22 protein-coding genes and 3 pseudogenes are annotated in these 23,324 nt (G+C 63.3%); 9 read left to right on the forward strand and 16 right to left on the reverse strand.

The window, feature by feature from the left end:
- Positions 1-96: 96 nt before the first annotated feature.
- Positions 97-858, reverse strand: a complete 762-nt coding sequence (locus AC0V8S_RS12035; protein ID WP_475437794.1) for a 3-hydroxyacyl-CoA dehydrogenase — start codon at positions 856-858, stop codon at positions 97-99.
- Between the two features lie 116 nt (positions 859-974).
- Positions 975-1,499, reverse strand: coding sequence for a GNAT family N-acetyltransferase (locus AC0V8S_RS12040; protein ID WP_183462576.1), 525 nt, complete (start codon positions 1,497-1,499; stop codon positions 975-977).
- Positions 1,500-1,773: 274 nt separating this feature from the next.
- Here AC0V8S_RS12040 and AC0V8S_RS12045 point away from each other — a divergent pair, with 274 nt between their 5' ends.
- Complete coding sequence (locus tag AC0V8S_RS12045; RefSeq protein ID WP_183462574.1) at positions 1,774-2,757, forward strand: glutathione S-transferase family protein; 984 nt, start codon at positions 1,774-1,776, stop codon at positions 2,755-2,757.
- Positions 2,758-2,787: 30 nt separating this feature from the next.
- Here the strand turns inward: AC0V8S_RS12045 and AC0V8S_RS12050 are convergent, their stop codons facing one another.
- Positions 2,788-3,186 carry an ABZJ_00895 family protein gene (locus AC0V8S_RS12050; protein ID WP_475438608.1) on the reverse strand — a complete coding sequence of 133 codons (399 nt, stop codon included), beginning with the start codon at positions 3,184-3,186 and terminating at the stop codon, positions 2,788-2,790.
- A gap of 147 nt (positions 3,187-3,333) precedes the next feature.
- Positions 3,334-3,831, reverse strand: a complete 498-nt coding sequence (locus AC0V8S_RS12055; RefSeq protein ID WP_183462568.1) for an NUDIX domain-containing protein — start codon at positions 3,829-3,831, stop codon at positions 3,334-3,336.
- 53 nt (positions 3,832-3,884) lie between these two features.
- Here AC0V8S_RS12055 and AC0V8S_RS12060 point away from each other — a divergent pair, with 53 nt between their 5' ends.
- Entirely contained in the window at positions 3,885-4,814 is a 930-nt protein-coding gene (locus AC0V8S_RS12060; RefSeq protein WP_183465027.1) for a metallophosphoesterase family protein, read from the forward strand.
- On the opposite strand, the gene AC0V8S_RS12065 is transcribed toward AC0V8S_RS12060, so the two are convergent.
- The 4 genes and pseudogenes from AC0V8S_RS12065 to leuA all read right to left on the reverse strand — a co-directional run bounded on the left by AC0V8S_RS12065 (position 4,798) and on the right by leuA (position 10,323).
- Positions 4,798-5,412: a hypothetical protein gene (locus tag AC0V8S_RS12065; protein WP_183462566.1), complete on the reverse strand. Its 615-nt coding sequence runs from the start codon at positions 5,410-5,412 to the stop codon at positions 4,798-4,800. The two genes, AC0V8S_RS12060 and AC0V8S_RS12065, sit on opposite strands and share 17 nt — an antisense overlap.
- A gap of 109 nt (positions 5,413-5,521) precedes the next feature.
- The gene (locus AC0V8S_RS12070) at positions 5,522-6,325 is read right to left on the reverse strand and encodes an alpha/beta fold hydrolase (protein ID WP_475437795.1); all 804 of its coding nucleotides are present in this window, start codon (positions 6,323-6,325) and stop codon (positions 5,522-5,524) included.
- Between the two features lie 239 nt (positions 6,326-6,564).
- Positions 6,565-8,331, reverse strand: a complete 1,767-nt coding sequence (locus AC0V8S_RS12075; RefSeq protein ID WP_475437796.1) for a tetratricopeptide repeat protein — start codon at positions 8,329-8,331, stop codon at positions 6,565-6,567.
- 253 nt (positions 8,332-8,584) lie between these two features.
- Positions 8,585-10,323 (reverse strand): annotated as a pseudogene (leuA, locus tag AC0V8S_RS12080) (2-isopropylmalate synthase).
- A 429-nt stretch (positions 10,324-10,752) separates the two neighbouring features.
- On the opposite strand from leuA, the gene AC0V8S_RS12085 reads away from it, so the two are divergent.
- The 3 genes and pseudogenes from AC0V8S_RS12085 to AC0V8S_RS12095 all read left to right on the forward strand — a co-directional run bounded on the left by AC0V8S_RS12085 (position 10,753) and on the right by AC0V8S_RS12095 (position 13,090).
- The gene (locus tag AC0V8S_RS12085) at positions 10,753-11,919 is read left to right on the forward strand and encodes an ATP-grasp domain-containing protein (RefSeq protein WP_475437797.1); all 1,167 of its coding nucleotides are present in this window, start codon (positions 10,753-10,755) and stop codon (positions 11,917-11,919) included.
- A 4-nt stretch (positions 11,920-11,923) separates the two neighbouring features.
- Positions 11,924-12,701, forward strand: a pseudogene (locus tag AC0V8S_RS12090) (esterase family protein).
- A gap of 59 nt (positions 12,702-12,760) precedes the next feature.
- A complete protein-coding gene (locus AC0V8S_RS12095) occupies positions 12,761-13,090 on the forward strand; it encodes a nuclear transport factor 2 family protein (protein ID WP_475437798.1) in 330 nt (109 codons plus the stop codon).
- Here AC0V8S_RS12095 and AC0V8S_RS12100 read toward each other — a convergent pair.
- Positions 13,070-14,635, reverse strand: coding sequence for an MFS transporter (locus AC0V8S_RS12100; protein WP_475437799.1), 1,566 nt, complete (start codon positions 14,633-14,635; stop codon positions 13,070-13,072). The two genes, AC0V8S_RS12095 and AC0V8S_RS12100, sit on opposite strands and share 21 nt — an antisense overlap.
- Positions 14,636-14,781: 146 nt before the next feature.
- Here AC0V8S_RS12100 and AC0V8S_RS12105 point away from each other — a divergent pair, with 146 nt between their 5' ends.
- The 3 genes from AC0V8S_RS12105 to AC0V8S_RS12115 all read left to right on the forward strand — a co-directional run bounded on the left by AC0V8S_RS12105 (position 14,782) and on the right by AC0V8S_RS12115 (position 17,350).
- A complete protein-coding gene (locus AC0V8S_RS12105; RefSeq protein ID WP_475437800.1) occupies positions 14,782-15,669 on the forward strand; it encodes a LysR family transcriptional regulator in 888 nt (295 codons plus the stop codon).
- A 95-nt stretch (positions 15,670-15,764) separates the two neighbouring features.
- Positions 15,765-16,094: a hypothetical protein gene (locus AC0V8S_RS12110; protein ID WP_475437801.1), complete on the forward strand. Its 330-nt coding sequence runs from the start codon at positions 15,765-15,767 to the stop codon at positions 16,092-16,094.
- A 176-nt stretch (positions 16,095-16,270) separates the two neighbouring features.
- Positions 16,271-17,350 carry a siderophore-interacting protein gene (locus tag AC0V8S_RS12115; protein ID WP_475437802.1) on the forward strand — a complete coding sequence of 360 codons (1,080 nt, stop codon included), beginning with the start codon at positions 16,271-16,273 and terminating at the stop codon, positions 17,348-17,350.
- 23 nt (positions 17,351-17,373) lie between these two features.
- Here the strand turns inward: AC0V8S_RS12115 and AC0V8S_RS12120 are convergent, their stop codons facing one another.
- The 6 genes from AC0V8S_RS12120 to AC0V8S_RS12145 form a co-directional block, all read right to left on the reverse strand.
- Complete coding sequence (locus tag AC0V8S_RS12120; protein WP_475437803.1) at positions 17,374-18,477, reverse strand: AbrB family transcriptional regulator; 1,104 nt, start codon at positions 18,475-18,477, stop codon at positions 17,374-17,376.
- Between the two features lie 80 nt (positions 18,478-18,557).
- Complete coding sequence (locus AC0V8S_RS12125) at positions 18,558-18,944, reverse strand: type II toxin-antitoxin system VapC family toxin (RefSeq protein ID WP_475437804.1); 387 nt, start codon at positions 18,942-18,944, stop codon at positions 18,558-18,560.
- On the reverse strand, positions 18,941-19,183 hold the full coding sequence (locus tag AC0V8S_RS12130; RefSeq protein WP_183462549.1) for a type II toxin-antitoxin system Phd/YefM family antitoxin: 243 nt from the start codon (positions 19,181-19,183) through the stop codon (positions 18,941-18,943). The genes AC0V8S_RS12125 and AC0V8S_RS12130 overlap by 4 nt, the downstream gene beginning before the upstream one ends.
- A 156-nt stretch (positions 19,184-19,339) precedes the next feature.
- Positions 19,340-19,648: a putative quinol monooxygenase gene (locus tag AC0V8S_RS12135; RefSeq protein ID WP_183462547.1), complete on the reverse strand. Its 309-nt coding sequence runs from the start codon at positions 19,646-19,648 to the stop codon at positions 19,340-19,342.
- 64 nt (positions 19,649-19,712) lie between these two features.
- Positions 19,713-20,495: an SDR family NAD(P)-dependent oxidoreductase gene (locus AC0V8S_RS12140; RefSeq protein WP_475437805.1), complete on the reverse strand. Its 783-nt coding sequence runs from the start codon at positions 20,493-20,495 to the stop codon at positions 19,713-19,715.
- 63 nt (positions 20,496-20,558) lie between these two features.
- The gene (locus AC0V8S_RS12145) at positions 20,559-20,996 is read right to left on the reverse strand and encodes a DsrE family protein (protein ID WP_475437806.1); all 438 of its coding nucleotides are present in this window, start codon (positions 20,994-20,996) and stop codon (positions 20,559-20,561) included.
- A gap of 95 nt (positions 20,997-21,091) precedes the next feature.
- On the opposite strand from AC0V8S_RS12145, the gene AC0V8S_RS12150 reads away from it, so the two are divergent.
- On the forward strand, positions 21,092-22,195 hold the full coding sequence (locus AC0V8S_RS12150; RefSeq protein WP_475437807.1) for a hypothetical protein: 1,104 nt from the start codon (positions 21,092-21,094) through the stop codon (positions 22,193-22,195).
- A 182-nt stretch (positions 22,196-22,377) separates the two neighbouring features.
- Here the strand turns inward: AC0V8S_RS12150 and AC0V8S_RS12155 are convergent.
- Positions 22,378-23,324, reverse strand: a pseudogene (locus AC0V8S_RS12155) (cation diffusion facilitator family transporter).

The following is a 23,324-nucleotide window of genomic DNA, read 5'->3' on the forward strand; positions in this document are numbered from 1 at the left end:
CGCTGCAGGTCGGATTTGGCAAGATCGCCTGATCCGCTTCCTTCCTTACCTTGGCCCTGCAGGCAGATCGGTCCTTCCGACAGAGGTCGGCCAGCGCTATTTCGGCGCCATGCGGATGGCGCCATCGAGGCGGATGGTCTCGCCGTTCAGCATCTGGTTTTCGACGATGTGCAGGGCAAGTGCTGCATATTCGGATGGTTCGCCGAGGCGGGACGGGAAGGGCACCGCGGCGCCCAGTGAATCCTGCACGTCCTGCGGCATGCCGGCCATCATCGGCGTTTTGAAGATGCCGGGTGCGATGGTGCAGACACGGATGCCGGAACGGGCAAGATCACGCGCCACCGGCAGTGTCATGCCGACGACGCCGCCCTTAGAGGCGGAGTAGGCAGCCTGGCCGATCTGGCCGTCATAGGCGGCGACCGAAGCTGTGTTGACAATGACGCCACGCTCGCCGCCCTGCAGCGGCTCGAGCTTGGCGGCGCGGTCGGCGACGAGGCGGATCATGTTGAAGGTGCCGATCAGATTGACCTCGATCACCTTGCGGTATTGATCGAGCGGATGGGGACCATCCTTGCCGACCGTCTTCACGCCAATGGCGATGCCGGCGCAATTGACCAGGATGCGCGGCTCGCCCAGCTTGCTCGCCGCTTCGGCGACGGCGGCGGCGCCACTGTCGGCGCTGCTGACGTCGCATTGCACGGCAATGCCGCCGATTTCGGCCGCGACCTTGGCGGCGCGGTCGATGCCGACATCGAAGATGGCGACGCGGGCCCCCTTGGCGGCAAGGGCACGCGCCGTTGCCTCGCCAAGGCCTGAGCCGCCGCCGGTGACGATCGCGATCTGGCCGTTCGGGTTCATGGCGTCCTTTCCTATGAAAACAGGGACGGATCAGGCCCGGATCGACGGCCAAGGTCAAGTCGTCGCCTAAAGCAATTCCGGACGGAAAACCGTTTCACGCTTTTCCTGAAATTGCTCTAGGCGTGCTCGGCGATCCTGGCCTGGCTGGCATGACCGACCTCGCCGGTGAGCCTGGCAACCGCGCCCGGCGTGATCTCATGCGACAAAAGGCGGTCGAGATCGACAGGGCGCGGCATCGAGATCTGGCCACGCGGGATGCGCTTGAAGCCGAGCGGCCCGTAATAGGGCTCGTCGCCGACCAATATGACGGCGGGCGCACCGGCCTTGACGGCCGCTTCCAATGCGATCGCCACCAGCCGGCGGCCGATGCCCAGATTCTTGAACGCCGGCCGCACGGCAAGCGGCCCGAGCATCAGCGCGCGGCCGGCGCCGGCGGCGATGCGGGTCATGCGCACCGAGGCGACGACGATATCGCCGTCAACCGCGACAAAGGACAGCGCCCGCTCGTGGCCGCCGGCTTCGCGGATCTTGTAGGCGGCCAGCACGAAACGGCCGGGCCCGAAGGCCTCGTCGTTGATGGCTTCGATTTCAGGGTCGTGCGCCGGAGTTTCCGGCAGGTATTTCACGTCGGCAAGGCTCATGGTCTTTGCGTTCCGGTAAAGGAGGAAAGGTTTGCTGCAAACGGCAGCATTCGCCAGTCAGCGCTTCATCAAGCGCGGGCGCTCTTTCGTCGTCGGTCAAACCGGATCAAAGCAAAGTCGAACATGCGGAGTGTCCGCTAGCATCAATTTTCGGCCGCTGCAATTGGCCTGATATGTCCGCCGTCTCCGTCAAGTGACGGTCTGTTCAGCGCCTGACGTCTTCGACAGGGCAAGCTTGCGCCTACATTGGAGGTGAGGACGCAAGGAGATTTGCATGGGATTGCTGGTCGAGGGCAGGTGGCAGGACCGCTGGTATGATACGGCGGACAGCGGCGGCAGGTTCGTGAGGACGCAGTCGCAATGGCGGGACTGGGTCACCGTTGACGGGGCGCCGGCCGAAGGCCGCACACGCGGCTTCAAGGCCGAACCCGGGCGCTATCACCTCTATGTCTCGCTTGCCTGTCCGTGGGCACACCGGACGCTGATTTTTCGCGCGCTGAAGAGACTGAAAGACATCATCTCCGTCTCGGTCGTGCATCATTTCATGGGCGCCAATGGCTGGACATTCCTGGTCGAGGACGGCGCCACGGGCGACGCGCTTTACGGCCTCGATTTCCTCCACCAGATCTATGCCAAGGCCGATCCCGCCTATTCCGGCCGGGTGACGGTGCCGGTGCTGTGGGACAAGAAGGAGCAGACGATCGTTTCCAACGAGTCTTCCGAGATCATCCGGATGCTCAACTCGGCGTTCGACGCATGGGGCGATGCAAGCCTCGACTTTTATCCGCAGGACCTGCGCACTGAGATCGACCGCATCAACGCGCTGGTCTATCCCGCGGTCAACAACGGCGTCTACCGTGCCGGCTTTGCCACCACGCAGCGCGCCTATGAGGAAGCGTTCGGTGAATTGTTCGCGGCGCTGGATACGCTGGAGGAGCGGCTGTCAAAACAGCGCTATCTCGTCGGCGACCGCATCACCGAGGCCGACTGGCGGCTGTTCACCACGCTGGTGCGCTTCGATCCGGTATATGTCGGCCATTTCAAATGCAATCTGCGCCGCATCGCCGACTATCCGAACCTGTCGAACTATTTGCGCGACCTCTACCAGGTGCCTGGTGTCGCCGCGACCGTGAACCTGCATCACATCAAGGCGCATTACTACGCCAGCCACGAGACGATCAACCCAACGCGGATCGTGCCTGTCGGGCCGGAACTCGACTATGGCGCGCCGCATGACCGGGCAAGGTTCGCGATCTGAAATCGCCGATGGCTGCAAATCGCCGAGACCTTACCGGAAGGTCTCGGCGTTGATGCGCGCCTGTCTGGCAAGCTCCGCTTTCAGGAAATTCTTGCCCATGCGGCTGGAATAGCCCCAGGCGTTGATGCCAAAGACGACAAGCCCGGCAACCAGCAGGATGAAAACCCAGCCGAGAGCAGGGATGGTATCGCTTCCCGGCATGGCTCCGCCCGCAACAGCAAGGCCAAGGAACACCAGTGAAAGCAGGCACGAGGCCAAAGACGAAAAAAGCGTTATCTTCCAATATTCGTCTCGATTGAAAAGCCGAAGGTTCCTCTTGACGAATTTGTAAGAGGCGAAAGAGGTCGACCCGAACGTGATGGCGAAGCCGCTCGCATGGCCGAAACTGTCCGGCAGCGAGGAAAACATCATTGCGATGCCGATAAACACGGCGGTCAAGCCTACCATCATAAGACTGTAAAAGCCGACATAGGGCCAAACGCTTACCGATTTTACTTGCTCGACATCCATGGAATCGCCCCCCGTGTATTTTCTTGATCAATACAGCCCGGAACCTTTTAAACAGCTAAGGCAAGCTTACCAATAGGGCGACGCGGGTTCGTCCCCAAAAACCTCGGCGATCCGCCGCAGTGTTGCTGGCGTCGTGTCCCTGGGCAAGCGATCGAGCGGGAAGAAACCGGCCTCGGCGATCTCATGGTCCGGCTGCTTCGGCGCTGTCTGGCTGAAATGCTCAATGACGTAAAAGCCGACATGGTCGCGCCGGCTGGAGCGACGGTTGAAATGCATCGACTTCAACACCGCAGCGGCGGTCAGCGCGATGTTGCCTTCCTCGGCGAGTTCGCGTGCCAGCGCTTCGGCCAGCGTTTCGCCGACTTCGACGCCGCCGCCGGGAAGCTGCCAGCCCGGCACATAGGTGTGGCGGATCAGGAAGACGGAATTGGTCGCCGTGTCGTGGACGAGGCCGCGCACGCCGAGCGTCATTGGCCGCCGCAGCACGAAATAGAGGTGAAACAATCTGGCCCGCAACCCCGGCCAGCCGGTCTGGCGGAAAGCGGTTTCGGGATCGTTCGTCATCGTTAGCGAAACCGTGGGTGGAAAGCCGCGTGCGCGTCGCCTATGAAAGAAACATGTTCAGGCTCGCGCATATTTCCGATGTCCATCTGGGGCCGCTCCCCGATGTATCCTATCGCGATCTCGCCTCCAAGCGCGTGCTCGGCTACGTCAACTGGCAGCGCAACCGCCGCCGCCACATGCATGATGCCGTCATTGACGCCATCACGGCCGACATCAAGGCGCAGAACCCCGACCATCTCGCCGTCACCGGCGACCTGGTCAATCTGGCGCTCGACGGCGAAATCGAGATGGCCAAGCACTGGCTGGAGACGCTGGGATCGCCGCACGACGTTTCCGTCGTTCCGGGAAACCACGACGCCTATGTGCCAGGCGCTTTCGACAAGGTCTGCCGGTCATGGGCGGCCTGGATGAGCGGCGACGGCGTCAACACACCGGTCGACCGCAACGCATTTCCCTATCTGCGCGTGCGCGGCAATATCGCGCTGATCGGCGTCTCGACGGCGCGCGCCACGGCACCCTTCATGGCCAATGGTTTCTTCATGGAAGGGCAGGCCGAGCGGCTCGGCAAGATCCTGCGCGACACCGGCGGGCAAGGCCTGTTTCGCGCGATCATGATCCACCATCCGCCGGTGCGCGGCGCCGTCTCGCAACACAAGCGGCTGTTCGGCATCTCACGCTTCCACAAGATCATCCGCCGCCATGGCGCGGAGCTTGTCCTGCACGGCCATTCGCATCTGCCGTCGCTGTTTTTCATCGGTACCCGGGCGGTCCGGATTCCGGCGGTTGGCGTCGCCGCTGCCGGCCAGGCGCCGGGCGGCAAGCATCCGGCTGCACAGTACAATCTGTTCGACATCGATGGCGAAAAGGGCCACTGGCGCATCCGCCTGACGCGACGCGGCCTGACCGGGCCGGCTATTCCGCCTGCCGACCTGCAGACGCTGGAGATTGGCGCGGAGCAGCCAGCCGCTATGGCCGCAGGCTGAGCCCCATCGCCACGATACGGTCCCAGAACAGGGCGACCGACACCGCCAGGCCGACCAGGGCGCCGGCGGCGATCACGCCAAGACCGGACAGGAAAGTTGACCAGCCCTTGCTGCGCGCCATCGACCGCAGCGGCGGTTCGGCTTCCGCCACTTCGGCGCGCTTCATGCCGGCGACGGCCGGTTCGACCCCGCCTTCCATCATCCTCTGGCGCTCGACGACGCGTTCGGCGACATAGCGCGTCACGGAATCGACAACCGGTTTCATCTCGGTCGATTCAGCAAGCACCACACGGCCGATGCGGGTGTCCTTGAGGAAGCGGTAGGTGCGGCGGTCGCGCCCCATCGCGACATGACTGACGGCATCGATCCACAGGCGCGGCTGCAGCCCAGCGGACACGACGAAGTCGAAATTGTCCATGTCGGCGGGCACGTCAGCAAAGACGGGTGCAAGCTCGGCGGCCAGGAGATCGAGGCGCATGCGATGCGCCTCGCGCATGTCGATGACGACATCGTCGCGGTCGGCGAAGGCATTCTTCACATCACGGATGGCATCGGACAGTTTCCTTGACGGATCGATCTTTTCGCCTGCGTCCTTCATCGGCGTCTGCCTCGCGGGTTTGGTTAACACGGGGTTAACACAGCCGCCGGCAAAATGCACTGGCGAGATAGACGGGCCGTGGCGCTGGGTATGGTGCGTTGGAGGGAACTCAGCCGGTCGCCGCGGCGAGTTTCGCGCGAACGGGCCTGGCGCGGCGGTTCATGTTGCGCTGGATGATGCTGGCGATCAGGTCGGGCGCTTCCTCGATCAGCATATGACCGGCCTCCAGCACGTGATGCACATGAAAGCGTGCCGGCAGGTCATCCGCCTGGGTGAAGGGCAGCACCGCGTCATCACTGCCCCACACCACCATCACCGGCATGGTCAGCCTGTCCAGCAGGTCGCGCGGGATGACGCCTTGCCGGTCGTCCCTGGTCATGGCGGCGGCGATCTCGACAAGTTTTTCCAGTTGCCCGGGCCGCTTGCGCATTTGGAACAGCACATCGGTGATACGTGGCGAAGGCGTGCTGGCGGGGCCTGACATCGCGTCAAGGCAGACACGCACCTCGGCAAGATCCGGTGCCCTGGCATAGCGGCGCAGCAGGGGGCCGTTGATCTCCGGGCCAAAACCGCCAGGCGCCAGCAAGGTCAGCGAAGCTACTTTCTCAGGCTCGGCCAGAGCCATCAAGGTCGCTACCGCTCCGCCCATCGAATGGCCAACGAGATGGATGCGTTTGACCCTGCGGGCCTCAAGGTCGGCAAGAACGGCCCTTGCCGCGACCTTAGCAGGCCCGGCACCGGGAAAGTCGAGCGACATGCCATGTCCCGGCAAGTCGTATGCAAGGGTACGCGCGGAAGCGGCGAGCGAGACGATCACCTCGCGCCAGACATCGTGGCAGCCGCCGAAACCATGCAGCAGAACGATGGTCTTCGAACCAGCACCTTGCTCGGCGGCATAGAGCGATGAAATCATGAAAGCTGGGGGCTTGTTGCGGGACTGAGAAAAGCGCGGGACCGGGCACCAAATGCGGCTGGATTGCTCTTCGTCCAGCGCCATAGCCAGTAAAATTTTCGCGATTATTCGCGGGCGCGAGCATGTAATTCAACGGGTTCGTCTGGCAAAGCCGGCAAATCAGCCCGATTGGTGCTTTGTTCTACGCGCGCGAACGCCCAACAATTCCATTGGTCCAAATGGTCGGAGACTGTTGAACTTCAGCTGGCGTTGCCAAGTCCGGCGGCGCGTAAGGCGCCGACCAGCCGCTCGGTCAGATCGGCCGGATATTTTCGCTCGACGAAGGTCGCGCGCGGATCGGCGGCAAATTTAGGGAACTTGGTGTTCAACTCGTCGAGCAGTGTGGTCACCAGTTGGTCCTGTCCGGCAGCCTTGGCGCCGATCAGACGCGCTGCCAGATAATGCGATTTCGTTGCCGTCGTTCTCAATGCCATGCTGGCCGCTATGGCCTTGTTCATGTCGCCCAGCATGAAATCACCAACGAACAGTCCGTAGTCCCACCATGTCGAGTGACCGCTGAAGGTCTCGGCCGCATGGGCAAGGATCGGCGTTCCCTCCGCGTATCGGCCAGCGAAGATCAGCCCATAGCCGTAAGCGGCGGCCATGCCGAGATCATAGGAATTGAGTTCATAGGCCTTGCGCATCCAGCGGATCGCTTCGTCCGTATTGCCGAGGCGCGAGCTGACATAGCCGTAGGCGCGATGCGCATAAGGACTGGTCGGTCCCATCTGCACGCCGCGGTGAGCAAACTCGACGGCCTTTTCGATCGTCGCATTGGGCGGGTAGGCATAGTGATCGGAGACCGCCTCAACTTGTAGAGAAGCAAGTTCCGAATAGACGAGCGAGGATTTTGCCCCGGAATTGGCCAACGTCTCGAGGCAGCGATAGGCGGCCTCATGGGTTTTGGCATTCTGGTCGAGATAATATTTGTCGTTGAGCAGCAGGCATTGGGTCAGGCCGTTTGGCGTGCCGGTCTGCTCGATATAATTGTAGATCGTGCCCGAGGCGGGAAGTGCCGAGCTCAGCATGTCGGCAACACGGTCCTCGACAGCAGCAGGGGCGCTGTCGGCCGGGGTGAGATTGCGTGAAAGAAGCACTCGTCCGGACGCCACGCTTTGCAGTTCGATCGTGATATCGCCCGCGTTCGGACCAGGTAGAATGTCGAATATGAAGCTGGAGGCGTCGTTGGCGGCATCGTGCCTGTTGATGGTGTCGCGACCGATGAAGTCGATCGTATCGAAGCCGCTCAGGCCGGCGCGCAGCGACGCGGCGACGCGGCTCGCGTCAGCACCGTCGGCCTTGATGTCAATGTAGACGAGCGGCAGGGCTTCTGCCATCGCCGATAGTGCGATGTTGCTGGTCAGGCCGGCGGTCTCGATCGTGGCCGGCACGTCGCCGCCGGCCAGCAGCGCACCGCTGCCTTGACGCAGGATCAGGACGCCGAGCATGGCGATGACCACGGCGATCGCCATCCAGAAGAACCCGAGATGGCGCGCCACCGAGGGCACGGGGGCTGCCGCCGGCGCCAGCAACGCAGCGGCTGGAATGGCATTGTCGGCGGGCTCGGATGGAGCCGCTGCCGCTTCCGTCTGTTCCGCGGGTTTGGCTGCTTCCGGCAAACGGATCGCGTTGAGCTCATAGGCCGGCACGTAGCCGCCGCGCGGAATGGCGATGCGGACGGGCTCGGCGATGCCTTCATTGGCGAAATACTGCTGCAGCAGCTCGCGCAGCCTGCCTGCCTGCACCCGCACCACGGCATCGGTCGACGGATCGAAATCGCCGTCCTTGCCGAAGACGTCCATGGCGATAGAAAAGCCCTTGAGCCTGTCGGCTTCGCCAGCTTGTTCGCGTTCGACGAGATAACGGATCAGTTTGCGCGCGCGCTCGGACCGTCCGAACGTTTCGCTGGCAAGCAGTCGCTCCAGTGTCTCGCGCACTGCGGGGGCGGCAGGCGTGGCATGCTGCAAGTGTCGATCCTCTCGAAGTCGGCACAGGTTGAGATGCGATCATATAGGGCTCGCACCACCACACAAGTGCACACCCATTATGCGATCGCGTACCTAACCGGATAATTTTCCGGTGGTTAATGGCGCGGCCGATGTCGGCTACAGAATGAGCACGCCGCCCCCAGTGTCAGCCATTCGAGGCCAAGGCCTTGTTTCGACTTGAAAAAATGACTGGCGCGAGAGTTGTTCTGATCCCTCGCGCCAGTCGGTAAAGCTACCGCGCCTTGCGGCCGACGATGCGGTTGGCGGCCGAAGTCACCGCTTCCAGCGAGGCGGCGACGATGTTGGTGTTGATGCCGGCGCCGAACAGCTTGCCGCCGGGATATTCCATTTCGACATAGGAAATGGCCGAGGCATTGGAGCCGCGCTGCATCGAGTGTTCGGAATAATCGAGCACCGACATCTCGACGCCGACATGGCGCGACAGCGCATCGACGAAGCCGTCGATCGGCCGGTGCCGGTGCCTGATATGGTCACCTCCTTGCCGTTGTCGAGGATCACCGCCTCGACCACGCGCCGGCCCTTGACCACGGTGTCCGGATAGGTGTGGTGGTCGAGGAATTTCAGGCGCGCGCCCGGCTGGTCGACATAGGTTTCGAGGAAGCGCTCATAGATACGCTTGGCCGGCACTTCCTTGCCTTCGGCGTCGGTGATCGCCTGGATCGCCTGGCTGAACTCGATCTGCAGGTTGCGCGGCAGATTGAGGCCGTAATCGGCCTGCAGCACATAAGCGATGCCGCCCTTGCCCGACTGCGAGTTGATGCGGATGATCGCCTCGTAGCTGCGGCCGACATCGGCCGGGTCGATCGGCAGATAGGGCACTTCCCACAGGCTGGTGTTGGCTTTCTTCAGCGCCTTCATGCCCTTGTTGATGGCGTCCTGGTGCGAGCCGGAAAAGGCGGTGTAGACCAACTCGCCGACATAGGGGTGGCGCTCGGGGATCTTCAGCTGGTTCGAGTATTCGTAGACGTCCTTCATCCGGTTGATATCGGAGCAATCGATGCCCGGATCGACGCCTTGCGTGTACATGTTGAGCGCCAGCGTGACGATGTCGACATTGCCGGTGCGCTCGCCATTGCCGAACAGCGTGCCTTCGACGCGGTCGGCACCCGCCATCAGGCCGAGTTCGGTGGTGGCGATGCCGGTGCCGCGGTCATTGTGTGGATGCAGCGAGATGATCAGGTTTTCGCGGTTGTCGAGATTGCGGCACATCCACTCGATGCGGTCGGCATAGATGTTGGGCGTCGACATCTCGACCGTCGACGGCAGGTTGATGATCAGCTTGTTGTCTGATGTCGGCTTGACGATCTCAGTGACCGCGTTGCAGATCTCCAGCGCGACTTCGAGTTCGGTGCCGGTGAAGCTCTCCGGCGAATATTCGAAGCGATAGCCGCCGCCAGCCTTGGCCGCCATGTCGGTGATCATCTTGGCCGCGTCGGTGGCGATGCGCTTGATGCCGCCGACATCCTTTTCGAAGACGACGCGGCGCTGCAATTCGCTGGTCGAATTGTAGAAATGCACGATCGGGTTGGTGGCGCCCTTCAGCGCCTCGAAGGTGCGGGTGATCAGCTCGGGCCGGCACTGCACCAGCACCTGCAGCGAGACATCGGCGGGGACGTTGCCTTCCTCGATGCACCAGCGGGCGAAGTCGAAATCGGTCTGCGAGGCCGAGGGGAAGCCGATCTCGATCTCCTTGAAGCCCATGTCGAGCAGCAGGCCGAACATGCGCGCCTTGCGCTCATGGCCCATCGGGTCGATCAGCGCCTGGTTGCCGTCGCGCAGGTCGACCGAACACCAGATCGGCGCCTTGTCGATGACCTTGTTGGGCCAGGTGCGGTCAGTGAGGCCGACGGTCGGGTAGGGTTGGTATTTGCGGGCCGCATCGGGCATGCCCCGCGTCGGTTCCACATCCTTGCCGGCTACCGCAGGGCGGATTTGTTCTCGTGCGTTCATCGTCTTGTTCTCCCGGCGGCCCTCGGATCCGTCTTCACACGGATTGCTGGCGAGTGGCGCCTTTACCAGATTTTCGTTCGCTTGATGTGACTGCCAATTTTGAGACTGGCCAAGGAGCATGCGCTTGCGCGGCGGTTCGACCGCCGGGCGCTCCTTCAGCGAACCCGGCGATCGCCGATAAGGCCGAGAAGAAGCAGGGTCGAGGCAAGCGCGCGCACGGTCTCGCCGGAAAAACCGGTCTGACGGGAAGCGGTGGCGGCGCGCGTGTTCATTTGGGTTCTCATACAGGAGCAGCTTGTGCGAGGCAAGCGGGGGCTGAATCTGTTGAACATTATCCCTGACGCGGAAGCTCTTCCCCGCGCGTCGCAAATGCGCCAGACTTGCGTTTCGGTGGGGCTGCGGTGCGCCGCCGCCGGGAGGGGGTTGTCCATGAATTTCGTGTTCTTCTCGCCGCATTTTCCGACCAACGGCGCCGATTTCTGCGACCGGCTGAAGAAGGCCGGCGCCACCGTGCTCGGCATTGGCGATGCGCCCTATGATGCGCTGGACGGCAGACTGAAGGCGGCACTTTCGGAATATTACCGCGTCGCCGACATGGAGGACTACGATCCGGTGTTCCGGGCGATGGGGCATTTCATCCACAAATGGGGCCGCATCGACCGCTTCGAATCGCTCAACGAGCACTGGCTGGAGCTGGAAGCCAACATCCGCACCGACTTCAACATCTACGGCACCAAGCTCGATTTCGTGAAGAACCTGAAGCGCAAGAGCCGCATGCGCGCCTTCTTCCGCAAGAGCGGCGTCGAGACCATCGCGCAGCGCAAATGCTCCGACCGTGCTGGCGCCATGACCTTCATCCGCCGCGTCGGTTACCCCGTGGTGGTGAAGCCCGACAGCGGCTCAGGCGCTTCCAACACCTTCAAGATCTCCAACGCAGGGGAGCTCGACCAGTTCTTCCGGGACAAGCCCGAGGATGTGACCTTCGTCATGGAGCAGTTCATCGAGGGGCTGGTGGTGACCTATGACGGGCTGGTCAACCGCGACGGCGAGGTGGTGCTGGCGGCCAGCCACCGCTACGACCAGAGCGTCATGGAGGTGGTCAACAAGGACCGCCACATGAGCTACACCTGCTTTCCCCATATCAGGCCAGCGGTCGAGGAGGCCGGCCGCAAGATCCTCAGGGCGTTCGACGTGCGCGAGCGCTTCTTCCACATCGAACTGTTCGAGACCAGGGACGACCGGATCATCGCGCTGGAGGTCAACATGCGGCCGCCCGGCGCCTGGATGACCGATGCCATCAACTATACGTTCGACATCGATGTTTATGCGGCATGGGCCGACATGGTGGTCAAGGACGCCGCCGGCGGGCCCTATGAGGGCAAGTATTTCACCGCCTATGCCAGCCGCAAGCGGCACCTCCACTATTTGCACAGCCATGAGGACGTGCTAGCGGCGCACCGCGACAAGATCGTCCACCATCAGCCGATAGAAGAGGTTTTCAGCCGCGCCATGGGAAATTACGCCTATCAGATGCGCTCGAAGGATCAGTCGGCGCTGCGCGAGGCGGTCGCCTATATCCACGCGGAAAAGGCTTGAGGCCATGGACATCTCCTATCACAAGCATTTTTCTGGCAAGCTCGGCCGTGACATGGAATACAAGCGCTACGGCCATGCCGGCCGGCCGGTCGTGGTGTTCCCCGACCTCGCAGGGGCGGTTTTATCAGTTCGAGGATTCCGGCGGGGTGGGCGCGCTTGCCGAGTTCATCGACACCGGCCGCATCCAGCTGTTCACGGTCGACGGCATCGATTCGGAATCCTTCTTCAATAAGCATGTCGACGCGGCCCATCGCATCGCTCGGCACGAGGCCTATTTCCGCTATGTGCGCGAGGAGGCACTGCCGGAAATCTTGTCCACCGCATCGGCCGCCAATGGCGGGCGCAAGCTGAAGCCGCTGTTCTGCGGCTGTTCGATGGGCGGCTACCATTCCTCGAATTTCGTCTTCCGTTTTCCGGAACTGGCCAGCGGCGTCATTTCGCTGTCGGGTGTCTATTCGGCCCGCGACTTCTTCGGCAAGGCGCTGGAGGGCGACATCTTCTACAACTCGCCGCTCGACTATCTGCCCGGCATTATCGACCCGAAGCTGCTGGCCCGGCTCAAGGCGCTGAGGCTGATCTTCTGCTGCGGGCAGGGCGCCTGGGAAGAGCGCATGCTGGTCGAGACGCGCCAGCTGGAACAGATCCTGCGCGACAAGTCCATTCCCGCCTGGGTCGACTATTGGGGCGGCGACGTCAGCCATGACTGGCCATGGTGGCACAAGCAACTGGTCTATTTCTTCGGCCGCTGGCTGGATGATGATCTGATGCATAGGCTGGATTGATGATGTAGGATCAGCCGACAAGCGGTGGAGGAGAGAAGAAGTAGAGGAGAGAAGAAAGGATGACCATACCTGATTCTATACCTGCACCGGTCCGTCGCTTCATCGAAGCCACCAATTCGGGCGACAGCGAGGCCTTGCTCGAAACGTTCGCTCCGAATGCCATGGTCAGCGATTTGGTTCGGTCTTTCCTTGGGCGCGACGAGATTTCAAACTGGAATCAGTCGGACAATATCGGCATCCAGGCCAACCTTCGCATAGTCCGCGTCCTGGTGGTGGACGCGCGTATCTGCGGCGTCCGCATGGCGGTCAAGGGAAACGGCGTCAACGGCGAAGACGACATGATCTTCAGGCTCGACGGTGATCGCATTTCAAGCCTGAGGATCGGTTGAATTCGCTGGCGGCTGTCCTTCCTGGCACGCCGGCACCGGCACGTTCTCATGTTCCGTCGCGGATCCGCGACGCAGGCCAAGGAAGACGACAAGGGCGGTGATGACGGTGATTGCCGCCAGCACGATCAGCAGCCTGTCGAACGCCGTCTCATAGGCCTGGACCAGCGCGGCGGGGTTGGCCGTCGGCAGATGCCGCGCCGTTTCTCCGACATTGCCGGTCACCAGCAACTGCGCCGCGGCGGCGGCATCCCTGGAAGAGGCTCCTTGGGTGGCGAGTTGTGCCGCGGTGAAGCCCGACAGGGTCGCCATGACGATGGCCACTGCCACGCCCTCGCAAGCCACGCGCGTTGTGTTGAAGATGCCGACCGCCATGCCGGCGCGCTCGCGCGGCACGACGCTGACGGCAAGCCCGTCCATTAGACCCCAGGGCAAAGCGATACCGATACCGATCAGCACCAGCGGCGCCACCAGTGCGACGGCGACCGGCGGTGTCAGGCTCAGCCAGACGAGACCGGCGGCGGCAATGAGCAGGCCGGTGCCGCAGATCGTGGCGGGCGCGACCCACCGTGCCAGCTGGCCGGCAAGCAAGGGCAGGATCAGCAGCGGCCCCGAGAGGCAGATCATCAATTGCCCGGCCTGGATCTCGCTCATCCCTTCAATGCCGATGAAGCGGATCGGCAGCAGCACCAGCAGCACGACGAAGCCATAGGCGGGCGCCGCCGCCAGGAACTGAACGCCGACGAAGCGGGGAAAGCGAAACAGCGTGAGGTCGAGCATCGGCCGGCGCACGCGCCGCTCGACGATAACGAAGGCGGCGAAGAAGAGGGCGGCCGCCGCAAGCAGGGCGATGACGAGGGGATCGGCCCAACCGCTCTGTGGCGCCTGCAAGACGCCATAGGTCAGCGAGGCCAGCGCTGTGGTGAAAGTGCCGGCGCCCGCCCAGTCGAGGCCGGTGGCATCCGGGTCGCGCGATTCCTTGATGGTGCGCAGGCCCAGCACTGCCGAGGCGATCGCCAGCACTGCCACCAGAACAAAGATCGACCGCCAGCCGAATGCGGAGATGAGCAGGCCCGAGGCGATCGGACCGAAGGCGAGGCCTATGCCGAAACTGGTGCCGAGGAAGGAGAAGGCGCGAAGCCGCAGCGGTCCCTCGAATTCCTGCGCAAGTGCGGAGGCGCCGCCGGCGAAGGCCAGGGCGCTGCCGATGCCTTGCGCGGCCCTGAACATGTCGAACCAGACGATGCCGGGCGCCAGCATCGCGCCGAGCGATGCCAGGACATAGAGGCAGAGGCCGGCGAGGAAGACGCGCTTGCGGCCCTGGTTGTCGGCCAGCGCGCCAGCCGCCATAAGGCTGGCGCCGAAGGTCAGCATGAAGGCGTTCGTCACCCAGTTGAGCGCGATCGGGCTGCCGCCGAGATCGGCCGCGATGCGGGAAAGCGCGACGGCCGGGCCGGTGAAGGTCAAGGGCATGGTCATCGCGGCAAGGCATACCGACAAGAGCACAAGCCATCGCTCGGCCGGGCCGGTTGGGGTCTTCGAGGTCATGGATTTTCCTATCTAAAGCGGCATCCGCCGGCATGTGCGTGGGTCGTGCGCCGGTCGTAGCGACAAGATAGGTCGACGGCCTTTCCGGAAAAATGGTATTATATCTCCTGATATACCGGACTGAAACGCTCGAATGGAAGACAATGATGGATCGTCTCAGTGGCCTCCTGGCCTTCGCCCGTACGGCCGAACTCGGCAGTTTCATCGCCGCCGGCCGGGCGCTCGGCATTTCGGCCTCCGCCGTCGGCAAGAGCGTCGCGCGGCTCGAACAGGAACTCGGCGTGCGGCTCCTGCAACGCAGCACGCGGCGCATCGGCCTGACGGAAGAGGGCAGGCTGTTCAACGAGCGGGTGCGCCGCATCCTCGACGACATCGACGATGCCGAGGCGATGCTGTCGCGGACGCGGGAGACGCCGCACGGGCGGCTGCGCGTCTCGAGCCCGATCGTCACCTATCATCTGCTTTTGCCGGTGCTGTCGGAGTTCATGGCGCGCTATCCCGAAATCGAGCTCGACATCGATTTCAACGACCGCATCGTCGATGTCATCGAGGAAGGCATCGACGTCGCCATTCGCAGCGGCCAGTTGCCGGACTCACGATTGGTGTCGAGACCCGTTGCGCCCTTTCGCATGCTTTTATGCGCGGCGCCCTCCTATCTCGATCGTCATGGCATACCCGGCGAGCCGGCGGATCTCATCAGGCATTTCGGCATAAACTTCCGCTTTCTCAACAGCGGCAGGCTGCTGGAGTGGCCGTTCATCACCGGAAGCGCCGAACCACAGATCCGCTCGATGCTGACCTGCAACAACATGGAAGCCTTGAAGGGCGCCACGCTCGCCGGACTCGGTATCGCCTGCATGCCCGATTTCCTGGTCCGCGAGGCGCTGCGCGACGGCAGGCTGCGCACCTTGCTGGACGATCATGTCGACGGCCGTGGCCAGTTCCGAATGCTGTGGCCCTCCAATCGCCATCTGTCGCCGAAGGTGCGCGTCTTCGTCGATTTCCTTCCCGAGCGTCTTGCGGTGGCGCGATGAGTCGCCGGCGGGGCACGGCCTTGTGATTTCCAGATGTGAAGCGAAAGCGGCACGACGCAGGGTCTCGATCTCTTGGCGAAAAGGAGTGCCTGGAAATGCAATGGATCGACTGTGTGTCCTATTTCTTCGGTGGCGCGGTGTTGACGAATGCCGTGCCGCATTTCGTCAGCGGCGTGATGGGACGGCCTTTTCAAAGCCCCTTCGCCAAGCCGCGCGGCCAGGGCCACTCTTCCTCGACCGTGAACGTTTTGTGGGGATTCCTGAACCTCGCGATCGGTTACCTCCTGATGATCCGTGTCGGAGATTTCGACCTGCGATCCATGGCCGATGTCGTCGCGCTGGGGCTGGGCACGCTCCTTATGGGTGTGGTGATGGCGCGCATGTTCGGCCGCTTCAACGGCGGCAATTCTCCGGCCGATGGGTAAGCGGTCCGGCAAAAGGCCCGTTCCAGATAACGCCCGTTGCGGGTCGCGGAAAAATATGATTACTTAAGTCAAGTTTCTTGTGGAAACTCCGGCGACGCTGTGGCATGCCCGGCGATGGGGACGAGGCCGAAACCTTTCGGCGGCTTCGTTTGAACCGCTATCGAAGGATTTCAGCGATGGACCAGTTGAGCGCGCAGACCCGCATCAGCGACGAGGCAATCAGGTCGGTGATCGAGCGTCTGCGCACCGAACACGGCGAATTCGAGATCGAAACCGGGGCTGCCGACCGTTGGGAGCTTCGCCTGTATTATGGGTCGTTGAGCGCCACGATCGAGGATCACGGCATGCTGGTCCGCGTTGCGGCAACAGACGAAACCTGCCTCTCCTACATGAAGATGACGGTGGCCGGCCATGTCGCGCAGCATCTCGGCACGACCAGTGGATTGCGCTGGCAAGGCGACGGCAGCGATGCCGGCACGCCGGTCTTCTTCCGCGAGATCACGGCGCTGTCGTCGACGCGGATTTCGCCGCATATGCAGCGCCTGCGCTTCGCCGGCACGGACCTCGGCCGCTTCACCCATGGCGGCCTGCACATGCGGCTGCTGTTGCCGCCGCGTGGCCGGCGGCCGGTCTGGCCCTCGATAGGCCCTGACGGCCTGCTGGTCTGGCCCTCGGGCGACGATGCGCTCACCGTGCGGGTCTACACGATCCGGGCGATCGATGCGGCAAGCGGCTGGCTCGATGTCGATTTCGTGCTGCACCCCGGCCAGGATACGCCGGCCGCCGCCTTTGCACAGAGCGCCCAGGCGGGAGATGTGATCGGGATGATCGGACCCGGCGGCGGCGATGCGCCGGAGGCGCAGACCCTGCTTCTCGTCGGCGACGACACCGCGCTGCCTGCCATCGGCAGGATCCTTGAGCACTTGCCGCCGTCAGCCCGCGCCGAGGCGCTCATCGAAGTCGATGGTCCGGACGATCGGATCGCGCTGCCGCAAGGCGGGACCATCGCCATCACCTGGCTCTATCGGCATGGCCGCGAGGCGGGCGGCGCCGGACTGCTGCCGGCTGCGCTTCGGGAGCGTAGCCACGCCGCGCTTGCCGACGACCTCTTCGTCTGGGCGGGATGCGAATTCACCGACTTTCGCGAGATCCGCAAGATCGTGCGCAAGGAGTGGGGCTTGCCACGCGACCGGCATCTGGTCACCGCCTATTGGCGCCGCGGCACGCAGGGCGAAAATGGGGGCGACGAGGAATAAGGCACTGATGGCGCTGAAGCAGGTCAGTCCCGGATGCTTCTGGCCACCAGCCGCGCGACGCTCGGGCCGACGAGCAGCACGATCAGGAAGCGCGCCGATTGCAGGGCCATGACGAAGGAGATGTCGACGTTCCGTGCCGCGGCGGCGATGATGGCGACGCTGTCCATACCGCCGGGGCTGGTCGCCAGATAGGCGGTCAGCGGATCGATGCCCAGGAGATGGCTGATCAGGAAGGCGAGCCCGCCGCAAAAGGCGATCAGCGCCACGATCGAGGCGATGATCTGCGGCAGCGCGCGCGTCGCATGGCGCAGGATCGGCCTGGTGAAGTTCAGCCCGATCGACCAGCCGACCATGGCGTAGCTGATTGCCAGCAGCCAGGGCGGCAGCTGCATCTCGACGCCAAGGCCGAGATGGACGACGGCGCCGAAGATGAACGTGCCGAGGAAGAAGGGCGAGGGCAGCCGGCACAGCTTGCCCGCCAGGCCGCCTATGACTGCGATGCCGATGGTGGCGGCGAAGGCTTGGACATCGATCAGCGGAAACCAGATGATCGGCGGGACTTCGATGCCCGATGTGTCGACCCACATCTTGGCGACGATCGCGGCCGTCATCGAGACAAAGATGACGCGCAGATACTGCATGAAGGCGACGAGGCGCTGGTCGGCGCCGAAGGCGCCGGCCATCAGTACCATGGCGGTGGCCGCGCCTGGCGACGAGCCCCAGACGGCGGTGGTGCCGGGCAGGATACGCCAGCGGCTGATCAGCCAGCCCAGCAGGCTCGAGGCCGCGACCGTGGCGATCACCACGCTGAGGAACAGCGGCCACTCCTGATAGAAGACGGGGAAGATATCGGCCGAGATCGAAGCGGCGACGAGACAGCCGACAATGGCCTGGGCGGAGCCGAACAGCAGGCGCGGCACCCGCACCGTGGCGCCATTGGTGCCGGCGACGATCGCCGCCAGCATCGGCCCGATCAGCAGCGCCGCCGGCAGAGCGGCGAGTTCGAGCGCGCCGGCAAACAGGGCCGAGATGGTAAGCAGGACCATCCATTGCCAAGGCTTGCCCATCCGCGCCATGCGCTCGGTGGCGGGCTGGACGGGTGGTGGCTGCTGGGCTGAGGAATCCATTTTTTCGGTCTTAGACGCGAAGCACGGCGATGCGAACCCCGCCGTGCCGAAAAATGAAGTGCGGTCCCAAAGTGCCTTGATCAGAACTTCCGGATAGGACCTGGGTAGCGAGCCACAAGATCGTCCGTTGTCAGCAGGGTGATGCCTTCCACGATTGCCTGGGCGACCAGGATTCGATCGAAGGGATCCTTATGCACCGCCGGAAGTCCGTCGATGGTGACGGCGTGTTCACTGGTGATCGGCAATTCAAGATAACCGCTGTCGAATAGGCCTCGCCGCAGCAAACGCGGGTCGACCTGGAAATCATCGCGCCCAAGTCCCCGCTTGATTGCGACCTCCCAAAGACTGGCGGGACTGAACAGCAATTCGTTGTCTGGGTTCTCAATCTCGCCGAGAGCCGCAAGTGGCAGCTGCTCCGGTTCGCCAGCCGCCCACAGGAGCAAATGGGTGTCGAGCAACAGTTTCACGCCTTGCCACCGAACAGTTGCTCGATGTCTTCGCTGCCCATGCGATCGAAATCGTCAGGGACGGAAAACTGGCCAGCCATGAAGCCGACCCGTCGCGCCTGCGAAGCCGGCTGATCGATAGGCACGACTTTGACCAACGGTTTGCCCGCTTTGGCAATGATGAAGGGCTCACCTTTGGCGGCTCGATCAACGAGACGTGAAAGATTGGTCTTCGCATTGTGAATGTTCACGGTCTGCATCGCAGGTCGCTCCATATGGACTTAGTCCGCAGAACTTAGTCCATATGGAGGGCATTGCAAGGGCTGAACTCGCGAAACCTGCGGCTACGATTGTTCACCCTTATCGACGGGACGCGGGGGCTGCGCTTCGAGTAGGCGTCGGGTCGTCCGTCCGGCTCAGCCCGTCTTGCCGTCAGCCAATCCAAAGCCGCCGACAGGGTGAGTCTCCACCTGGAACTCGAAGCCGGCGATGAAGGGTCGCGCCTTGGCGATGGCGGCCTGGACTTCCGGAAGCTGCAGCGAGGCCTTGTGGCTTTCGGCGTCGGTCCACACTTCGGTGACCCAGATCGCATCGGCATCCGCAGGGTCGCGGGCGATGATGTAGCTCAGGCAGCCGGGCAGGGCGCCGGTGCTGGCGCGCAGGACGTCCATGACCGCGTCGCGCTGGCCGCGCGACGCCCGCATCTTGCCGATCAGTCCGTACATTCTGTTGTCTCCCCTTCGAAGTCTCCGACAAGAGTATGCGGGCCTTCAGTATGCAGATAGCCGGTCAAGGCATCAACTGGCCGCCATTCACCTCGATCACCTGGCCGGTGACGTAGCCGCTCAACAGGTCCGACGACAGGAACAGATAGGCTCCGACGCAGTCTTCCGCCGTGCCGGCGCGCCCCTGCGGAATGGTGGCGACCATGCCCTTGATCTGCTCGTCGGTCGAATAGCGCTCATGGAAGGGTGTCAGGATCGTGCCTGGCGCCACGGCGTTGACGCGGATGCCGAAGCCGATCAGTTCCTTGGCCATGCCGCGTGTCACATTGGAGACGAAGGCCTTGGCAGAGCCGTAGAGACCGGCACCGCCGCCCGCCCCATTGCGCGCGGCGATCGACGAGGTGTTGACGATGAAGCCGCCCTGCTTCTTCAGCCAGGGGATGGCCTTGCGCGAGGCGGTCAGCACCGAACGCGCGTTGAGGTCCATCACCGCGTCGTAATGCGCTTCGGTCTGCTCGGCATAGGGCACGCGGCCGAGCATGCCGCCGGCATTGTTGACCAGCCCGTCGAGGCGGCCGAAATGCTGGGCGCTGTCCTCGACGACGCGTTCGACATCGGCGGCAACGGAAAAATCGCCCCGGACGAGGAACACTTCGCCGCCGCTGTCGGCAATGGTCTTGCCCAGTTTCTCGGCGGCATCGCGGCTCGAATTGTAATGCAGCGCTACCTTGGATTTCTGCGCGGCGTAGGCCAGCGCGAGCGCCGCGCCTATGCCGGTGGAGGCGCCGGTGACCAGCACCGCCTTGCCGGCGAGATCGGGGATGGTAAGCGCGGTCGTGGCGGGCACTGCTGGTCCTCCGGAGGGTTCAGCGAGACCAGCCGTTCCCGGCCCCGGAGTCAAGACTGTGCACTATGGCCGCAGATAGGCATAGCCCTGGCCTTGCAGTTCCGCGAGCTTGACGACGCCGCCCTTGTCGGCGGCATGAAAACCGTCGAGCAGGTCGGCGAGCGAAATGTCCATGCCCCGCATGGTGTTGCCGCAGGCTTGCGGCTCAAGCCCTTGCTGCACCAGGCCGGCGAAACGGCCGGAGACCGCGGCCGATATGCCTTTCGACTTGAAGGCGGCCAGCGCTGGGCCATGCACGACCAGCACGATATCGACATTGCCGCCCGTGCCCTCATAGTGGTTCTTGATGTTACCGAGCACGAAGTTGACCTTGTCCACATCGCTCAGGTGATAGGCGACCTTGAGCCTGGCGGGTTCCGTGGCCGCGGCCTGCACGGCCCGCAGGCCAAGAAACGTTCCGGTTCCTGCAAGAATCGCGCGGAACATGTCGCGTCGGCGCATGGCATCCTCCCTGGATTTCACCGCGATTTGCGTGGCTCCGGCCGCAATACTAGCATAAGTTGACGCAACGTCCTGTCGATGCGAGGAGAGGTCACATGACGTTCAGGGCAGGGGAATGGAAGACAATTGCCGGCGCCGGATTTGGCGTCGCGCTGCTTGGTTTGCTGGCAGGCACGGCCGTCGCCGACGATACGCTTAAACTCAAGGAACTCAGCCCGAACGGGACGGACGCCTGTTTCGGCCGGGTCTATGACGCGGCCCATCTCAAGGCACATCCGAAGCAGAAAGTGGCACGGATCTTCTTCTACTACGGTCATGACCCGGTCAGCCGGCCGAATGAGGAACCGGCCGCGAATTCCGACACCTCCTACAATGGCTTCGTCACCACCACAGTGCGCGGTGCCAAGGCGCCGCAATGGGCAAGCGGCTGGTGCAATCACGAATCCGAGGACGGCACATCCGGCCCGATCCGCTGCGGCATGGATTGCGACCGCACGCTGGCCTCGCTGAAGGTCGACGACAAGGGCCGGGTGCTGCTGTCCGACCTGTCGCCCGATATCTATCTCGATCCCGACTCGGAGGAGCAACTCGGCAAGGCGGAATATGACAGGCAGGCGCTCGGCTCGGAGGATGACAATTTCCGCCTGGACCCGATGCCGGCTGCGACCTGCAAGGCCGAATTCGCGCGCATCGATCCGATCGATCCGGCGCTCGGGGACCCGTTGCGCGTGCGGCTGAAGCCTGACCAGCCGTTCTGCTACGGCCGCGACTACGATGCGGCGCATATGAGTTCACACCCCAACCAACTGGCCCAGTCGATCCGGGTTTTTCGCGGGCCTGTGGAACTCGCTTCCTACACTTCGGGCGGTGACATTGCCAATTGGCCTGATGGCGCCGACATCGCCGTTTCGGTCACCACCAGGCTGAAGTCCGGCAAGGTCACGCAGACCTATTCCTGCCAGGGCGAGGCCGACCAGTGGCGCTGTGCTGCGAGCTCGAAGATGAGCGATTTCTCCTGCGACATCGCGCAAAAGGAAATCTTCCTCAAGCGCGGCGCCAACGGCATGATGATGCTGGCCAATCCCAACAGCAGCCTGCCGATCGTCGATCTCTGCTCGAAGGCCGCCGACGGCAAGACGAAGTCGGACGACAAGGTCTATCGGCTGGAGCCAATGCCGCAATCCGCCTGCGCACCTTGAGGCCTGCCGATATTCAAGTGATGCCGGCCTGCGAACGGTGGCTTCCCTGTGCTTCCCAGTTCTACTGCGTCGCAGTAGAACTGGGTTCACGTACTTTAAGTACACTCCGCTCCGGTTCTCGGAAGCCACCATTCTCGGCTCGGCCTGACCTGAATCTCGACAGGCCTCAGGCTGGCGCAAAGCTATGCAAACGGCACGGCCGTCGTGCCTTTCGGCAGCTTCGCCTCGTCGTCGGGCTCGACGTGGATAGTGACGCGCACCGAGGGGATTTCGGCCCTCAACGCGTCTTCGATGCGGTCGCAGATGACATGGCTGGCGCCAACCGACATCTCGGCATCGACGACCAGATGGAACTCGATGAAGGTGGCACGGCCGGCGATGCGGGTTTTGAGGTCATGCACTTCCAGCGCGCCCTTGCAATTGGCCGAGATGACGTCGCGGATGTGCATATGCTCCTGGGTGTCGACCGCGCGGTCCATCAGGCCGTTCATCGACGAGCCGATGACATGCCAGCCCTGCCACAGGATGTTGAGCGCGACGATGACGGCGAGTGCCGGATCCAAGATCTGCCAGCCGGTCAGGATCGCCCCGACCAGGCCGCCGAAGACACCCACCGAGGTCACCACGTCGGTCATGATGTGATTGCCATCGGCGACCAGTGCCGGCGATTTTCGGCCCGGCCGGCGCGGATCAGCGTCCAGGCCCAGAAGGCATTGATGACCGTGGCGATGCCGTTGACAGCAAGTCCGTTCCACGGCTTTTCAAGGGGTGCCGGCGCTTGCCAGGAGCGCCAGACCTCGTTGAGGATCAAAAGCGCGGCGAGCACGATCAGCACGCCTTCGAGCACCGCCGAAAAATACTCTGCCTTGTGATGGCCGAACGGATGATCCTGGTCGGCCGGCTTGTAGCTGACCTGGATCGCCCAGAAGGCGGCGCCCGAGGCAATGACGTTGACGATCGATTCCAGCGCGTCGGAATAGAGCGCGACCGAGCCGGTGATGTACCAGGCGGCGGCTTTCAGCGCGAGCACGACAAAGGCGACCACGATCGACCAGAAGGCAAGGTTGGCAACCTTGCGCTTCGCGGCCGCCTTGGCCGCGATCGCCATCGTGTTCTCGGCTTCGGCCAT

Source organism: Mesorhizobium oxytropidicola, from assembly GCF_056174625.1.

Excerpts from the sequence above, each read along its gene's own strand:
- AC0V8S_RS12130 (WP_183462549.1), bottom strand. The coding sequence starts at position 19,183 with ATGCAGACCGTGAACATTCACAATGCGAAGACCAATCTTTCACGTCTC.
- AC0V8S_RS12070 (WP_475437795.1), bottom strand. The coding sequence starts at position 6,325 with ATGATTTCATCGCTCTATGCCGCCGAGCAAGGTGCTGGTTCGAAGACC.
- AC0V8S_RS12060 (WP_183465027.1), top strand. The coding sequence starts at position 3,885 with ATGTTCAGGCTCGCGCATATTTCCGATGTCCATCTGGGGCCGCTCCCC.
- AC0V8S_RS12100 (WP_475437799.1), bottom strand. The coding sequence starts at position 14,635 with ATGACCTCGAAGACCCCAACCGGCCCGGCCGAGCGATGGCTTGTGCTC.
- AC0V8S_RS12045 (WP_183462574.1), top strand. The coding sequence starts at position 1,774 with ATGGGATTGCTGGTCGAGGGCAGGTGGCAGGACCGCTGGTATGATACG.
- AC0V8S_RS12105 (WP_475437800.1), top strand. The coding sequence starts at position 14,782 with ATGGATCGTCTCAGTGGCCTCCTGGCCTTCGCCCGTACGGCCGAACTC.
- AC0V8S_RS12135 (WP_183462547.1), bottom strand. The coding sequence starts at position 19,648 with ATGTACGGACTGATCGGCAAGATGCGGGCGTCGCGCGGCCAGCGCGAC.
- AC0V8S_RS12120 (WP_475437803.1), bottom strand. The coding sequence starts at position 18,477 with ATGGATTCCTCAGCCCAGCAGCCACCACCCGTCCAGCCCGCCACCGAG.
- AC0V8S_RS12095 (WP_475437798.1), top strand. The coding sequence starts at position 12,761 with ATGACCATACCTGATTCTATACCTGCACCGGTCCGTCGCTTCATCGAA.
- AC0V8S_RS12110 (WP_475437801.1), top strand. The coding sequence starts at position 15,765 with ATGCAATGGATCGACTGTGTGTCCTATTTCTTCGGTGGCGCGGTGTTG.
- AC0V8S_RS12055 (WP_183462568.1), bottom strand. The coding sequence starts at position 3,831 with ATGACGAACGATCCCGAAACCGCTTTCCGCCAGACCGGCTGGCCGGGG.
- AC0V8S_RS12035 (WP_475437794.1), bottom strand. The coding sequence starts at position 858 with ATGAACCCGAACGGCCAGATCGCGATCGTCACCGGCGGCGGCTCAGGC.
- AC0V8S_RS12040 (WP_183462576.1), bottom strand. The coding sequence starts at position 1,499 with ATGAGCCTTGCCGACGTGAAATACCTGCCGGAAACTCCGGCGCACGAC.
- AC0V8S_RS12085 (WP_475437797.1), top strand. The coding sequence starts at position 10,753 with ATGAATTTCGTGTTCTTCTCGCCGCATTTTCCGACCAACGGCGCCGAT.
- AC0V8S_RS12150 (WP_475437807.1), top strand. The coding sequence starts at position 21,092 with ATGACGTTCAGGGCAGGGGAATGGAAGACAATTGCCGGCGCCGGATTT.
- AC0V8S_RS12145 (WP_475437806.1), bottom strand. The coding sequence starts at position 20,996 with ATGCGCCGACGCGACATGTTCCGCGCGATTCTTGCAGGAACCGGAACG.
- AC0V8S_RS12115 (WP_475437802.1), top strand. The coding sequence starts at position 16,271 with ATGGACCAGTTGAGCGCGCAGACCCGCATCAGCGACGAGGCAATCAGG.
- AC0V8S_RS12065 (WP_183462566.1), bottom strand. The coding sequence starts at position 5,412 with ATGAAGGACGCAGGCGAAAAGATCGATCCGTCAAGGAAACTGTCCGAT.